This window comes from Aliiglaciecola sp. SL4 (assembly GCF_041538045.1).
Taxonomy (GTDB): domain Bacteria; phylum Pseudomonadota; class Gammaproteobacteria; order Enterobacterales; family Alteromonadaceae; genus Aliiglaciecola.
Genome location: NZ_JBGOSE010000010.1, coordinates 103,630 through 118,311 on the forward strand (window position 1 = coordinate 103,630; position 14,682 = coordinate 118,311).

General features: G+C 39.9%; 14 protein-coding genes. 10 read left to right on the forward strand and 4 right to left on the reverse strand.

Annotated features, from left to right (window positions below; translation table 11 throughout):
* Window positions 1–197 precede the first annotated feature (197 nt).
* Together sppA and AB6T38_RS14560 are read left to right on the forward strand one after the other, a co-directional pair.
* Entirely contained in the window at window positions 198–2,060 is a 1,863-nt protein-coding gene (gene sppA, locus AB6T38_RS14555) for a signal peptide peptidase SppA (protein ID WP_372547990.1), read from the forward strand.
* A gap of 92 nt (window positions 2,061–2,152) precedes the next feature.
* Window positions 2,153–2,641, forward strand: coding sequence for a SprT family zinc-dependent metalloprotease (locus tag AB6T38_RS14560; RefSeq protein ID WP_372547991.1), 489 nt, complete (start codon window positions 2,153–2,155; stop codon window positions 2,639–2,641).
* A gap of 30 nt (window positions 2,642–2,671) precedes the next feature.
* Here AB6T38_RS14560 and yfbV read toward each other — a convergent pair whose 3' ends face one another.
* A complete protein-coding gene (yfbV, locus tag AB6T38_RS14565) occupies window positions 2,672–3,118 on the reverse strand; it encodes a terminus macrodomain insulation protein YfbV (protein ID WP_348489430.1) in 447 nt (148 codons plus the stop codon).
* 344 nt (window positions 3,119–3,462) lie between these two features.
* Here yfbV and trxB point away from each other — a divergent pair, with 344 nt between their 5' ends.
* From trxB to infA, 4 genes are all read left to right on the forward strand, one after another.
* Window positions 3,463–4,419 carry a thioredoxin-disulfide reductase gene (trxB, locus tag AB6T38_RS14570; RefSeq protein ID WP_348489431.1) on the forward strand — a complete coding sequence of 319 codons (957 nt, stop codon included), beginning with the start codon at window positions 3,463–3,465 and terminating at the stop codon, window positions 4,417–4,419.
* Between the two features lie 39 nt (window positions 4,420–4,458).
* A complete protein-coding gene (aat, locus tag AB6T38_RS14575; RefSeq protein WP_372547992.1) occupies window positions 4,459–5,157 on the forward strand; it encodes a leucyl/phenylalanyl-tRNA--protein transferase in 699 nt (232 codons plus the stop codon).
* Window positions 5,158–5,159: 2 nt separating this feature from the next.
* Window positions 5,160–5,861 (forward strand): arginyltransferase, encoded by a 702-nt coding sequence (locus AB6T38_RS14580; protein WP_372548024.1) that lies wholly within the window; start codon window positions 5,160–5,162, stop codon window positions 5,859–5,861.
* A gap of 78 nt (window positions 5,862–5,939) precedes the next feature.
* Window positions 5,940–6,158: a translation initiation factor IF-1 gene (infA, locus tag AB6T38_RS14585; protein ID WP_008844395.1), complete on the forward strand. Its 219-nt coding sequence runs from the start codon at window positions 5,940–5,942 to the stop codon at window positions 6,156–6,158.
* Between the two features lie 94 nt (window positions 6,159–6,252).
* Here the strand turns inward: infA and clpA are convergent, their stop codons facing one another.
* Both clpA and clpS read right to left on the reverse strand, forming a co-directional pair.
* On the reverse strand, window positions 6,253–8,517 hold the full coding sequence (gene clpA, locus AB6T38_RS14590; protein ID WP_372547993.1) for an ATP-dependent Clp protease ATP-binding subunit ClpA: 2,265 nt from the start codon (window positions 8,515–8,517) through the stop codon (window positions 6,253–6,255).
* 268 nt (window positions 8,518–8,785) lie between these two features.
* Window positions 8,786–9,106, reverse strand: a complete 321-nt coding sequence (clpS, locus tag AB6T38_RS14595; RefSeq protein WP_348489434.1) for an ATP-dependent Clp protease adapter ClpS — start codon at window positions 9,104–9,106, stop codon at window positions 8,786–8,788.
* Window positions 9,107–9,332: 226 nt separating this feature from the next.
* On the opposite strand from clpS, the gene cspD reads away from it, so the two are divergent.
* Entirely contained in the window at window positions 9,333–9,551 is a 219-nt protein-coding gene (gene cspD / locus AB6T38_RS14600; RefSeq protein ID WP_303473982.1) for a cold shock domain-containing protein CspD, read from the forward strand.
* Window positions 9,552–9,667: 116 nt separating this feature from the next.
* Here the strand turns inward: cspD and AB6T38_RS14605 are convergent, their stop codons facing one another.
* Window positions 9,668–11,890: an NADP-dependent isocitrate dehydrogenase gene (locus AB6T38_RS14605; RefSeq protein WP_372547994.1), complete on the reverse strand. Its 2,223-nt coding sequence runs from the start codon at window positions 11,888–11,890 to the stop codon at window positions 9,668–9,670.
* 306 nt (window positions 11,891–12,196) lie between these two features.
* On the opposite strand from AB6T38_RS14605, the gene AB6T38_RS14610 reads away from it, so the two are divergent.
* From AB6T38_RS14610 to hflD, 3 genes are all read left to right on the forward strand, one after another.
* On the forward strand, window positions 12,197–12,772 hold the full coding sequence (locus tag AB6T38_RS14610) for an rRNA large subunit pseudouridine synthase E (RefSeq protein WP_372547995.1): 576 nt from the start codon (window positions 12,197–12,199) through the stop codon (window positions 12,770–12,772).
* 148 nt (window positions 12,773–12,920) lie between these two features.
* Window positions 12,921–14,045, forward strand: a complete 1,125-nt coding sequence (mnmA, locus tag AB6T38_RS14615) for a tRNA 2-thiouridine(34) synthase MnmA (RefSeq protein WP_348489437.1) — start codon at window positions 12,921–12,923, stop codon at window positions 14,043–14,045.
* 2 nt (window positions 14,046–14,047) lie between these two features.
* Entirely contained in the window at window positions 14,048–14,680 is a 633-nt protein-coding gene (gene hflD / locus AB6T38_RS14620; protein WP_372548025.1) for a high frequency lysogenization protein HflD, read from the forward strand.
* Window positions 14,681–14,682 lie beyond the last annotated feature (2 nt).

The following is a 14,682-nucleotide window of genomic DNA, read 5'->3' on the forward strand; positions in this document are numbered from 1 at the left end:
GCAACCGCAAAGTGAAATTCACGAGAGGTTTTACGTAATTCAGAGTTTTGAAAGCTAAAAATTATGGTGTCGAGACTGTAATTGAACATTATTTAACTAAAAAGCCACTCATTCATAAAAAATTACATTTGTATTGTCGCTTAATTATTAAAATTCGTTAGGATAAGTACATTGTATAATTTCAGGTGAATCTCTATATGGCAAATGGTAGTAGTTGGACTAAATCGTTTTTTGTTGGAATATGGACAGTTTTAAATTTCTGTCGTAAAGCATTATTTAATATTATCTTTATTATTCTGGCAATCGGTTTCATCGCAATGCTGATGAAAGATGATGGCAAAATTTTGGTACCTAAAAGTACGGCATTAGTGCTTAATATTGAGGGTGATATAGTGATTGAGAAACGCTATGTTGATCCTATGAACAAATTTTTGGAAGAAGCCTTTGGGCAAAAACCCGAAAATCCAGAAGTGTTACTAAAAGATGTGTTATTCGCACTAGAAAATGCCAAACATGATAATCGTGTAAAAACATTGATTCTGCACTTGCAAGGTATGGGCAACGTTGGCATGGATAAAATGAAGCAAGTGGCGCTTGCCATTGATGACTTCAAAGAAAGTGGAAAACCTGTTTATGCCATTTCAGACTATTACACGCAGAGTCAGTACTACCTTGCCAGTAAAGCTGACAAAGTTTACATGAACCCTATGGGTGCCATGGTGTTTGAAGGATATGGAAGATACCCCACTTACTACAAAGCCGCATTGGAAAAGCTGAAAGTGACTACACATGTATTTAAGGTCGGTACATACAAATCTGCAGTAGAGCCATATATCCGCGATGATATGTCTGAGCCTGCTAAAGAAGCTAATAAGGCATGGTTATCCGTATTGTGGCACCAATACAAAACAGACGTAGCCGCTTCTCGTAATCTTTCAGTGACTAATTTTGATGAAGATTTAGACAAATTTTTGGTCAAATTTGAACAAGTTGATGGCGATTTTGCGGCCTACGCACTGGAAAATGGTTGGGTTGACGGTCTGCCCACTCGAGAAGCTATCAGACAAGAAATTATTGATATTGTCGGTATCGATGAAAAGAAAAAGAGCTTTAATCAAATTGGTTTGAATAACTATTTGAAAGTGATTAAACCCATTTACCAACTCCCTCAAGTTGACGTGGATCATGTTGCGATCGTAGTGGCTAAAGGAACTATATCAAATGGCTCTCAAAAGCCGGGTGACATTGGTGGCGACAGTACAGCAGCGTTATTACGAAAAGCTAGATTAGATGACTCTGTTAAAGCAGTAGTGCTTTATGTGGATTCTCCTGGCGGTAGTGCATTTGCATCTGAAATCATTCGCCAAGAAGTTGAAAACCTAAAAGCTGCGAACAAACCTGTTGTGGCCTTAATGAGTACTTATGGCGCTTCGGGTGGTTACTGGATATCCGCTGCTGCAAACGAAATTTGGGCTGCCCCAAGCACAGTTACTGGCTCAATCGGTATCTTCGGTATGTTTGTCACCTTCGAAAATGCCCTTGATTACCTTGGCATCCACTCTGATGGTGTGGGTACAACTGACTTTTCAGGCTTAAGTGTTACCCGAGCACTAGACCCCAGAGCTGGCCAAGTCATTCAAATGAGTATTAACCATGGTTACCAAGAGTTTCTGAATTTAGTATCAACCGAAAGAAATATGAGCGTTGAGGCAGTAGATAATATTGCACAAGGCAGAGTGTGGATTGGTGAAACAGCCAAAGAGCTAGGTTTAGTGGATAACCTTGGTTATTTAGATGATGCGGTTGCTGCTGCGGCGAGTTTGGCTAAATTAGAAAAATACGAAACTAAATACGTTGAACGCGATTTAAGCCCCAGTGAAAAATTCTGGAAAGAGCTCTTTGGTCAAGCTTCAATTACTATTGGTCATGGCGCATTTGCTAAGAAGGAATCAGCACTATCTGGTCTTGTTAAAGGACTGGTACAAGAAGTTGATGCAGTGACTAAATTAAATGATCCTAATGGCGTCTACGCTCACTGTTTAGCTTGTGAAGTAAACTAACCTCTATTATCCTACCTCTGATTAATGGCCTACATAGGCCATTAATCATTTTCCCTACTATCTGTAAATCACCTTATATGTAATCACTGTTAATGAGCTGCTCTGAACACCAAATAATAATCCAGCAACGCCTAGTCGAATGTATGCAAATGGCAGAGGTGTATTTTAAACAAAAGTTTGTTCTTCCTACTTTGTTGTTTAATCAAAGGGGAAATGTGGCGGGAACAGCGCACCTACAAAAGAACCTAATAAAACTGAATAATACCTTGTTAAACGACAATTTCGACGAGTTTATGCAAACCGTGTTACCTCATGAAGTTGCTCACATCATTACTTATCAAAAATTCAACCGAGTAAAGCCCCACGGTGTTGAGTGGCAATCCATTATGCACAAGGTATTCAACCTGCCGCCAACCGTAAGACATAAAATGGACACAACAAAAACTCAGGGGAAAATGTTTGACTATCAATGCAGATGTGGGACCGTAAAACTGACGGTGAGAAAACATAATAAAGTAGTTAGAAAGCAGCAGATTTATTGTTGTCGAAAGTGTCAGCAACAACTAGTCGAAATAAGGTAATAAGCATCCTAATGATTGGTTAACTACCACCTAAAACCATTGTTTCGTGAATACCTTATCAAGCTCTTTAAATGCCGTTTTCAATAATTTGGCTAATTCTTTATAGCGAGGTTGCGCCCGTTGTTGATTAACGGTTACACCTTGTTGTTGCATTTTATGGTGAATTTCTTGGTACCAAGCGCGTAATGCAGGAGGAAGGGTTTGATTAGAGCGATGACCTAACCACATAAGACCTTGCATGGGTAAACTTAGAAAGAATGCACCAATGGCGATACCTTGGGGTATGAAATTATCACCGTAAAAGTTAATAATCGAGAATGCGCTCAGCACAGCAATTGGCGGCATAATAGTAATCGACAACTTAGTTGCACTAATTACCCGATATTCAGGAAAAAGCCCGTTTAACTGCTTTTCCATTGGCCAAGTTTTCATATATTCTTGACCATCTTTAAATATTCCGGTCACACTATGGGACATTTGAATCCTTGCTGTTTGATTACCTGTTACTGGTTATAAGAATAATCTTTAATCACTAATTTTACCAAAAATAATTAGTAGAATAGGTAAATTCACCACCATTGAAGACTCAAACGTGTGAAATTTCCATAAATAATTTAAAAGCTAACACGATTTATTTTGTCTTTAAGAGAAGATAAAATATAACTTTTTACTAAGTTTAATTAAAATCACAAATTATTTGATCTAAATACAATTTTGACCGTTGAATCTAGTTAAAAAATCCATATGTTTAGAAGCACTTTATAATTTAATTTTTGGTCAGACGGATTGCTTCAATCCTGACTATTTTCGGAGAACAATTTATGTCTGAAGTAAGACACGTACGTCTTTTGATTTTGGGATCGGGCCCAGCGGGCTACTCTGCTGCAGTTTATGCTGCACGAGCAAACTTAAATCCAGTGCTTCTCACAGGTATTCAACAAGGTGGACAGCTCACCACCACTACGGAAGTTGAAAACTGGCCAGGAGACCCAGAAGGATTAACCGGGCCTGATCTGATGGTGAGAATGCAGAAACATGCTGAAAAATTTGATACCGAAATTATTTTCGATCACATTAATAAAACCGATTTGTCAAAACGTCCTTACACATTGGAAGGCGACAATGGTACTTATACCTGTGATGCATTGATTATAGCCACAGGTGCATCAGCTAAATATTTGGGAATGGAGTCTGAAACTGCATTCATGGGTAAAGGGGTTTCAGCCTGTGCCACCTGTGATGGATTCTTCTATCGTAACCAAAAAGTAGCGGTTATTGGTGGTGGTAATACCGCGGTTGAAGAAGCGCTGTATTTATCTAACATCGCCTCAGAAGTTCACGTTATCCATAGACGCGACTCGTTCAGAAGTGAAAAGATTTTATCTGACCGTCTATTTGAAAAAGCCAAAAATGGCAATGTGGTGATGCACCTAGACAGAACCCTTGATGAAGTACTCGGCGATGAAATGGGCGTAACTGGCGTTCGTATTAAAGACGTGAACTCAGATGCCACCGAAGAGATTGATATCATGGGCTTGTTTGTTGCCATTGGTCATAAACCGAACACTGATATATTTGAAGGTGAGTTAGATATGAAAGACGGCTATATCAAGATTAAGAGCGGTCTTGAAGGTAATGCGACTCAAACCAGTGTAGAAGGTGTTTTTGCTGCTGGCGACGTTTGCGACCACGTTTATCGTCAAGCTATTACATCAGCAGGCACCGGATGTATGGCGGCATTGGATGCAGAAAAATTCTTGGACGCACTAGAAGATTAAGCCATTATCGTCAAGCTTGTTTTAAAGAGAACATAAATCATGATTTCGCTGCACAAGCTTGACGCTTCCCTCGCCTTCCCAACACCATCAGAAGCTTTAACAGATCCTAACGGTCTACTTGCCTTTGGCGGTGATCTCAGTGTCCCTCGATTAGTGAACAGCTATCGCCAAGGTATTTTTCCGTGGTTTTCAGAAGGTGAGCCTATTTTATGGTGGAGCCCTGATCCGCGCGGGGTACTTTTCACTGGAAAATACAAAAGCAGCAAAAGTTTGCTTAAACATATCCGCAAAACGACACCAAAGGTGACCGTAGATACAAGCTTCAATGAGGTTATTGATGCTTGCTCTAGTATTCCACGCAAAGACAATGGCACCTGGATAACCGCAGAAATGGTTGATGCTTATAAAAGGCTTTACCAAGCAGGTTATGCTCACTCCATTGAAGTCTGGGACAAAGAGCGCTTAATTGGCGGTTTATATGGTGTGTTTGTCAACAATGTATTTTGTGGAGAGTCCATGTTTAGCCGTCAAGACAATGCATCAAAAGTCGCATTTCATTGTCTCGTGGAATTATTGAAAAAAAACGGTGTTCGGCTCATTGATTGCCAAATGCAAAACCCACATTTAGCAACTTTAGGCTGTGAAGAGATACCAAGGAAGACCTTTTTGGATTTATTAGCATCGGAACAAGAACATCTTCCTCTGCAATTTTGGACTCCCCAGGTGCTGCTGGCATGAGTATGAAGTTTGGTTTAACTCAGCAGTTTCAATGTAGTTATCTTGAACAGCAGCAAGAGCAATTACTCGTTCTGGTGACAGACAATAACGATGAATTAGACAACCAATATAATTATTTGCTCGGTCAAGGTTTTCGTCGAAGTGGAGAACAAATCTATCGCCCTCACTGTAGACAATGCAGCGCATGCCAATCCATTAGAATTCCAGTGGATAGTTTTTTAGGGTCTAAAAGTCAGCGCCGTATTGCAAATAAAAATGCGGATATTGAGGTGTTCACCAGCCCCACAACGAAACCTGAGTACTATCCAGTTTACGAACAATACATCAATCATCGCCACAACGATGGTAGTATGTTTCCAGCGAGTCAAAATCAATATACAGGATTCATCGAATGTGATTGGCTGGAAACACTTTTTATTGAATTTTATTTAGATAAAGAGCTTATCGGCGTTGCTGTAACTGATGTTTTAAGTGATGCACTCTCTGCCCTTTACACATTTTTTAAACCAGAATATGCTAATCGCTCACTGGGAACCTTCGCAATTATGCAACAAATTGAACAAGCGAAGCTGAATAATAAAACATTTTTGTATCTGGGATATCAGATAGATGCCTGTCAAAAAATGCGCTATAAGGCTAATTTTTACCCTCACCAACGCTTTATTGACAATAAATGGCAATTAATCACAAAAAAAAGCACTTAAGAGCTTTACTCTTGGCCGCATATTGGGCAAAATCTGCGCGGCATTTTTGACACTTATTAATTGAGGTAAACAACTTACATGGCGAAAGAAGACTGTATTGAAATGGAAGGTACCGTATTGGACACACTTCCTAATACTATGTTCCGCGTTGAATTAGAAAACGGACACGTCGTCACTGCGCACATCTCCGGAAAGATGCGCAAAAACTATATACGAATATTAACTGGCGACAAAGTAACAGTTGAGATGACTCCTTACGACCTAACAAAAGGCCGTATCATTTATCGCGCCAGATAAGACACGTTCCTTTTGCTAAATTAGCATTAAAAAAACCCAGCATTGCTGGGTTTTTGTTTATCTAGCTTGTGTTGGTTTAATAATCTTCGCGATATTAAACTTTACTTGCTTGTTTAGAGCTTTGGTTAGAGTAATTAAAGTTAAGCTTGTCATCTTTGACGGTGATTTTGACGGTACCGCCATTCACCAACTCACCAAACAGTAATTCATTGGCTAAGTTTTTCTTCACATGCTCTTGCATAGTTCTGGACATTGGACGCGCACCCATTGCTCTGTCGTAGCCTTTTTCAGCTAACCAAGCACGTGCAGCATCGTCTATTTCCATAGACACACCTTTATTATCCAGTTGCACTTGCAGCTCAATAATAAATTTATCTACCACTTGCAAAATAACATCAGACTCAAGATGATTGAACCAAATTATGCCATCTAAACGGTTTCTAAATTCCGGTGTAAATATCTTATTGATTTCACTGATTGCGTCAAAACTATGATCCTGCTGCTTAAAACCAATCGAAGTTTTAATGGTTTCTTGCACACCGGCGTTAGTTGTCATGACTAAAACCACATTGCGGAAATCCACCTTACGTCCATTATTATCCGTTAAGGTTCCATGATCCATTACCTGCAACAAAATGTTGTAGATATCACTGTGCGCTTTTTCAATTTCATCGAGTAACACAACACAGTATGGGTTTTTAATCACAGCATCGGTTAACAACCCGCCTTGATCAAAGCCTACATAACCAGGAGGAGCACCAATCAATCGGCTAACTGCATGACGTTCCATATACTCCGACATGTCAAATCGAACCAACTCTACACCCATAATTTTAGCGAGTTGTTGCGTCACTTCGGTTTTACCAACCCCCGTAGGACCGGCAAACATAAAGTTGCCAATGGGTTTGGTTTCAACTCCTAAACCGGAGCGCGATAATCGAATTGCATCAGACAAGGTTTCAATAGCTTGATCTTGTCCAAATACTACCATTTTCAAATCACGAGTCAGGTTTTTCAATGTTTCTTTATCTGAAGCTGACACTGACTTTTCTGGAATTCGGGCCATTTTCGCAATGACATGCTCAATTTCACCGACACCAATGGTTTTACGTCTCTTAGAAACCGGTAACAAGCGCTGAGAAGCACCAGCTTCGTCGATCACATCAATCGCCTTGTCAGGCAAGTGGCGTTCGTTTATGTACTTAGCAGATAGCTCTGACGCCGCTTTAATCGCTTGATTAGTGAAACGTACACTATGATGTTTCTCGTAACGACTTTTTAACCCCATGAGTATTTTAGTTGTGTCTGCAACACTAGGTTCAATGACATCAATTTTTTGGAAACGTCGTGCCAATGCTCTGTCTTTTTCAAAGATACCTTGGTATTCCTGATAAGTGGTAGAGCCGATGCAACGTAACTCACCACTACTAAGCTTAGGTTTTAACAGGTTAGATGCATCCATTACACCACCTGATGCAGCACCAGCCCCAATGATAGTGTGAATTTCATCTATGAATAAGATGGCATCTTCGTCTTTACTTAGCTCTTTGAGAATACCTTTCAAACGTTTTTCAAAATCACCACGGTATTTAGTTCCCGCTAGTAATCCGCCTAAATCTAAGGAGTACACTGTGGATGATGCAATCACCTCAGGCACTTCGTTATTCACAATGCGATAAGCTAAACCTTCTGCAATGGCAGTTTTACCCACCCCCGCTTCCCCAACCAATAATGGATTATTTTTGCGGCGACGACATAATATTTGAATGGTTCTTTCTAATTCTGAATCTCGGCCAATAAGGGGATCAATTTTACCTGCTTTGGCCTGAACATTAAGATTCGACGAATATTTTTCCAGTATCGAGGTACTTTCTTCCCCTTCCACTGTCTCATCTTGATTTTCAACATTCGACTCTTCATCGTTTTTGCTAACGCCATGGGATATAAAATTCACTACATCCAATCGAGTTACATCAGTCTTTTTCAAAATATAAACAGCTTGGGATTCTTGCTCACTGAAAATAGCCACTAACACATTGGCTCCAGTGACTTCTTCTTTGCCTGAAGATTGCACATGAAAAACTGCTCGTTGCAACACGCGCTGAAACCCTAACGTTGGCTGAGTTTCCCTATCACTCGTATCATCTTCCAAAATAAGCGGCGTGGTGTCTTTGACAAAATCGACTAGCTCAGCTTTGATTGACTCAATATTCGCTCCACAAGCTTTGAGAGCTTCTCTGGCGGCTTTATTGTCCAAAAGCGCTAGTAACAGATGCTCCACCGTCATAAATTCATGACGATGCTCTCTGGCAAATATAAACGCTTCGTTAAGGGTCTGCTCTAAATCTTTATTCAACATACTTATACCCTCCTAAAATCGGGTTGGTTAGTTAACCCTGAAGAAAACTGTCTCTGGTTGTTATCAAAAAACTGAGATAAAACCTTAATGATCAGTTTATTAGCCACAGAAACAGTCTTTAAAAATTGACTTTTCCATGGTTAAAGCCTCCATTTTTACATCTTTCTTCGTTATCAGACTCTATGATTCAAAGGTTAAAATCAAATGTTTTATGCGATCATTCCTATAAAACATCTTTGTTAAAAAATTATTCCATAAATCCGTTTGTTTAAGCTTGTTCCATACTGCACATTAAAGGATGTTGATGTTTCCTGGCATATTGATTCACCTGCATCACTTTTGTTTCGGCAATCTGAGCGGTATAAACACCGCAAACAGCACGACCACGGTAATGAACTGTCAACATCAGTTGATTGGCTTTTTCAGCATCCATATTAAAAAAGCGCATCAACACCTCAATGACAAAATCCATTGGTGTGTAGTCATCGTTATTGATCAAGACTTTGTACATGGGAGGCGGTTCAACTTTCTTTTTGACCGCTTCTAAGTGCTTATCGTGATCTATACTTATTGTATTATCTTTACTCATATTGAAATAATAGTGCCGTTTAGACAAAAATTGTTCTGATTTCACATTAATTGTGCTGTTTTTAGTTATTTTTGTCGATTAAATTAATTTGACCTTGACATTAGTAGGTTAAAATATCTACATTTTAAATAGGGCAAAACGTTATGCAGTCGATTTGCCTCATCTCTACATTCTTATTGTGGGGATTAAGCAGTGTCAGTTCAAGGGATTAAAAGGAAGCAGATGTATGGCGGTTGGAAAAGTCAAATGGTTTAACAATGCGAAAGGGTTCGGTTTTATTGTTCCTGACGATGGTGGAGAAGATATTTTCGCACATTACTCCACGATTAAAATGGACGGTTATCGTTCTTTAAAAGCAGGTCAAGAAGTGACTTATGAAGTTCAGCAAGGGCCAAAAGGCTTGCACGCTGAGAACATAGACATCAGCGATGAACCTGAAAGATAGTTAAACTAGACTTAATACTACTTTTCAAATAAAAAGCAGGCTATTTAGCCTGCTTTTTTGTATGTACTATTTATCGATCCCTGCTTAAAGCATGGGATCGATAGCCATCAACTCAATTAAGATACAATTGAATTTAAGGTTCCGCTAGGACACATAGCATTAGTGATTAAGTCATCATTTGGATAGTAGTATCCACCGATGTCAGCCGCTTTAGCTTGTGTTGCATCAATTTCAGCAACAATACTTTCTTCATTGTCACTCAATGCTTTAGCAATAGGTGCAAAGTACTCAGCTAGTTCTGAATCTTCAGTTTGACTAGCAAGCCCTTGCGCCCAATACATTGCTAAGTAGAAGTGACTACCGCGGTTATCTAACTGCCCTGCTTTACGCAAAGGAGACTTACCATTATTTAATAAGGTTTCAGTTGCCTTATCCAGCTCTGATGCCAATAACTTCGCTTTGTTATTGTCATTCTTAATAGCTAAATCTTCTAAAGAAACCGCGATTGCTAAAAACTCACCTAATGAATCCCAACGCAAATGCCCTTCTTCAACAAACTGTTGAACATGTTTTGGCGCAGAACCGCCAGCACCCGTTTCAAACAATCCGCCACCGGCCATTAACGGCACGATAGACAACATTTTAGCACTGGTACCTAGTTCCAAAATTGGGAATAAGTCAGTTAGGTAATCACGTAATACGTTTCCGGTCACAGAAATGGTATCTAAACCGCGAATAGCTCGTTCCATGGTGTAACGAATTGCACGAACTGGAGCCATTATTTCAATGTGTAAACCGTCAGTGTCGTGTTCTTTCAGATATTCAGTAACCTTGTTGATTAGTTGAACATCGTGAGCTCGCTCGTCATCTAACCAGAAGATTGCTGGCATACCTGATTGTCTAGCACGGGTTACAGCTAGTTTTACCCAGTCGCGGATAGGCGCGTCTTTCGCCTGACACATACGCCAGATGTCACCTTCTTCAACTTCGTGCTCAATAAGTACATTGCCATCTTGGTCGATGATTTGTACTTTACCGTCACCCGTCATTTCGAAAGTTTTGTCGTGTGAACCATATTCTTCAGCTTTTTGCGCCATCAAACCAACGTTTGGCACAGTCCCCATAGTAGTAGGATCAAATGCACCATGGGTTTTACAGAAGTTAATCACTTCTTGGTAAATAGTTGCATAAGTACTTTCAGGGATAACCGCTTTAGTATCTTGAGGTTTTCCATCTGGACCCCACATTTGACCAGAGCTACGGATCATTGCTGGCATAGAAGCATCAACAATAACGTCACTTGGAACGTGTAGGTTAGAAATACCTTTATCAGAATTTACCATCGCTAGAGGCGGACGATCTTGATAACAACGATTAATGTCGTTTTCTATTTCCGCGCGCTGTGAGGTGGGCAATGTTGCGATTTTATCGTAAACACTACCTAAACCGTTATTAGGGTTAACGCCTAACTCATCAAACAAATCTTGATATTTGTCGAATAATTCTTTGTAGAAAACCTTAACACAGTGTCCAAATACAATTGGGTGAGACACTTTCATCATGGTTGCTTTAACGTGAAGAGAAAACAGGATGCCGGTTTCTTTTGCATCTTGAATTTGTTCTTCAAAAAATGCACACAACGCTTTTTTGCTCATGCGCATGCCGTCAATTACTTCACCCGCAAGTAAGTCAACACGTGGCTTAAGTGTGGTTTTGTTACCCGCAGTATCAGTAAACTCAATACTTACATGGCCTGCTTTTTCAACGGTTACAGATTTTTCACCTGAATAAAAATCGCCACCTTGCATATGCGCAACGTGAGTGCGAGAGGCTTGGCTCCATGCGCCCATTGAATGAGGGTGTTTTTTCGCATAATTCTTAACTGCGGTGGGCGCTCGACGGTCAGAGTTACCTTCACGAAGTACTGGGTTTACAGCACTACCTAGTACTTTACCGTACCGGCTTCTTAATTCTTTCTCTTCATCTGTTTCCGGAGTCTCAGGAAAGTCAGGTAACGCAAAACCATTATCTTGTAGTTCTTTAATTGCCGCTTTTAATTGCGGAATTGAAGCACTGATATTCGGTAATTTAATAATGTTTGTGTCTGGCTTCTGGGTAAGTTCGCCTAAAATAGATAATGCATCAGGAACTTTTTGATCATCGTTCAGGTAGTCAGGGAAGGTAGCCAAAATTCTGCTAGCTAACGATATATCACTTACTTCAACTTCTATATCAGCCGCAGTAGCAAATTTACGGACAATGGGTAAAAGTGAATATGTAGCCAACGCAGGGGCTTCATCAGTTTTTGTGTAAATAATCTTAGACTTTGATGTAGTCATTATATACCTCAGTGGTGGCGGCGGAACCGCCTGGTTAATCCAAATTACTCAGACGAAAGCGATGATAAATAAATTATCTATCAAAAAACTTAAAAATTTGAGCACAGATTCTAATCAATATAGCTATTATAACCAGTACTTTATTACATTAAATATGCATAAAATATATTGAGACTTCGCACGGAACCGCAAAAAATAGTTCATCACGAAAGGTTATAGATGCTAACAATCAATGATATATGGGCTAAACTCGGTTTACTAGCTCCAAGCACACTAAAACCATAAAAAAGTGAATACTTATTCAAAATGAGACAAAAAAAACACATAAAAAAGAAATTAACAGGTCAAACAAGGACTGTACTTTTATTCAATAAGCCATTTGATGTGCTCACTCAGTTTACTGATGATCAAAATCGAAAAACCCTCAAAAACTATATAGATATACCTGGTGTTTATGCTGCTGGGCGTTTAGATAGAGACAGTGAAGGGCTTTTAGTTTTGACCAATGACGGTAAGCTTCAACACAAAATTGCTAACCCTAAACAAAAAATGCCAAAAACCTATTGGGCACAAGTCGATGGCGACATTACCCAAGACGCAATCGATAAACTCTGCCTAGGGGTAGAGTTAAAAGATGGTCCCACCCTGCCCGCGCAAGTGAAAAAGATCTCGCCACCGGATGTTTGGGAACGAACACCACCAGTAAGATTTCGGGCTAATATTCCAACAAGTTGGATTTCCCTTACTATTTGTGAAGGGCGTAACCGTCAAGTCCGTCGAATGACTGCGGCGGTTGGCTTCCCTACTCTGCGGTTAATTCGCTACCAAATTGGTCAGTGGACAATTGACGGCTTAGATAACGGAAAATATCGAGTTTTGTAGGGCGTCCAAAGGAGCAAATTTAAAAAATCGTGAGCAATCCGATTTTGGTTATAAATTAGTTCTTTTTTGTAATCCCGTGTATTTAACTAAAGGCTTTATTTTGCTAGACTTGCCGCCCAATTTAGCAGCCAAGAATTCACCAGCCAATATGTCAAATACGAACACGACAGCAAATTTACAAAACGCTAACAAAAAAGTCATCGTTGGAATGTCTGGCGGTGTAGATTCTTCTGTTGCCGCTTATCTTCTTCAACAACAAGGTTATCAGGTAGAAGGCCTGTTTATGAAAAACTGGGAAGAAGATGACAGTGATGAGTATTGTTTAGCCGCTGAAGATTTAGCTGACGCGCAAGCCGTAGCTGACAAACTTGGTATAGAATTACACACTATTAATTTTGCGGCTGAATACTGGGACAATGTATTCGAGTATTTTCTTGAGGAATATCGCGCTGGGCGCACGCCTAATCCCGATATTATGTGTAACAAGGAAATCAAATTTAAGGCATTTTTAGAGTTCGCTGCGGAAGATTTAGGAGCTGACTATATTGCTACGGGGCACTATGTCCGTCGTGAAAAACGAAACGACCATTGGAAAATGCTACGTGGCCTAGATAGTAATAAAGACCAAAGTTACTTCCTATATACTTTAGGTGAAGAGCACATTGCCAAAACCTTATTCCCTGTTGGCGATATTGAAAAACCTGAAGTACGTAAAATTGCAGAACAACAAGATTTCATCACCCACGATAAAAAAGATAGCACGGGTATTTGTTTTATCGGTGAACGAAAGTTTAAAGACTTCTTAGGCCAGTATTTACCTGCACAACCCGGTATTATCGAAACCGCAGAAGGTATTGAAATAGGTAAACATGATGGCCTTATGTTTCATACATTAGGTCAACGTAAAGGCTTGCACATCGGCGGTAAAAAAGAGTTTGGCGATGAACCTTGGTACGTTGTCGATAAAGATGTCGAGCGCAATGTTTTGATAGTAGGCCAAGGCGCTGACCATCCGGCGCTTTATTCTGTTGGCCTGATTGCTAATCAATTACACTGGGTAGACCGTTTAGGTCCGCAACAAGAAACTCGTTGTGCTGTGAAAACACGTTATCGTCAGGAAGATATTCCCTGTACAGTTACCTCCTTACCTGATGGCCAAATTAAAGTGCTTTTTGATGAACCACAAAAAGCAGTCACACCTGGACAGTCAGCCGTATTCTATCAGCAAGATGAATGTTTAGGTGGCGGAATTATAGAGAGTTATTTGCGTTGAACATAGACCACGAAAAAGAAAAAACTTTAGCTTTAGCTGGCGTTTGTCAAGCGGCGACTTTGGTACAATCCATCGCCCGTAAAGGTGAAGCAGACACTAATGCGTTTAAAACAAGCATCAATAGCTTAGTTTTGACGGACGCACAAAGCACAATTGAAGTGTATGGCAGTATAGAAAACTTAAGAGTCGGATTAGGTACTTTGATCGGTCAATTGGGTAATACTCCTATGCAAAAAGATGCCGAAATCACACGTTATATTGCCAGCCTTTTAGGGCTCGAGCGTAAGCTTAAGAAGTCATCCAAAAGATTGGACGAACTATCTAAGCGTATTGAACAAATTCAACGACAAACAGCTCATTTAGACTTGTTTGATGAACAAATGATGAGTAATTTAGCCAGCATTTATTCGGATGTCATTAGCCCTATGGGGTCAAAAATCCAAATTGCCGGCACCCCAGAACAATTAAAGAAGAATAGCAATCAACATAAAGTCAGAGCACTATTATTAAGCGGTTTGCGTTCAGCTGTATTATGGCGCCAGTTAGGCGGCAAAAGACGACAAATTTTATTTAACCGAAAAAGCATTGTGAGCAACGCTACTGCATTGCAACACTCTCTTCACCAATCCCTATAGGA

Bases quoted from the DNA above. Each gene is read 5' to 3' on its own strand.
- clpS (WP_348489434.1), bottom strand. From the start codon at position 9,106: ATGAGTAAAGATAATACAATAAGTATAGATCACGATAAGCACTTAGAA.
- AB6T38_RS14605 (WP_372547994.1), bottom strand. From the start codon at position 11,890: ATGACTACATCAAAGTCTAAGATTATTTACACAAAAACTGATGAAGCC.
- mnmA (WP_348489437.1), top strand. From the start codon at position 12,921: ATGTCAAATACGAACACGACAGCAAATTTACAAAACGCTAACAAAAAA.
- infA (WP_008844395.1), top strand. From the start codon at position 5,940: ATGGCGAAAGAAGACTGTATTGAAATGGAAGGTACCGTATTGGACACA.
- AB6T38_RS14610 (WP_372547995.1), top strand. From the start codon at position 12,197: ATGAGACAAAAAAAACACATAAAAAAGAAATTAACAGGTCAAACAAGG.
- trxB (WP_348489431.1), top strand. From the start codon at position 3,463: ATGTCTGAAGTAAGACACGTACGTCTTTTGATTTTGGGATCGGGCCCA.
- yfbV (WP_348489430.1), bottom strand. From the start codon at position 3,118: ATGTCCCATAGTGTGACCGGAATATTTAAAGATGGTCAAGAATATATG.
- AB6T38_RS14560 (WP_372547991.1), top strand. From the start codon at position 2,153: ATGAGCTGCTCTGAACACCAAATAATAATCCAGCAACGCCTAGTCGAA.
- clpA (WP_372547993.1), bottom strand. From the start codon at position 8,517: ATGTTGAATAAAGATTTAGAGCAGACCCTTAACGAAGCGTTTATATTT.
- cspD (WP_303473982.1), top strand. From the start codon at position 9,333: ATGGCGGTTGGAAAAGTCAAATGGTTTAACAATGCGAAAGGGTTCGGT.
- sppA (WP_372547990.1), top strand. From the start codon at position 198: ATGGCAAATGGTAGTAGTTGGACTAAATCGTTTTTTGTTGGAATATGG.
- aat (WP_372547992.1), top strand. From the start codon at position 4,459: ATGATTTCGCTGCACAAGCTTGACGCTTCCCTCGCCTTCCCAACACCA.
- AB6T38_RS14580 (WP_372548024.1), top strand. From the start codon at position 5,160: ATGAAGTTTGGTTTAACTCAGCAGTTTCAATGTAGTTATCTTGAACAG.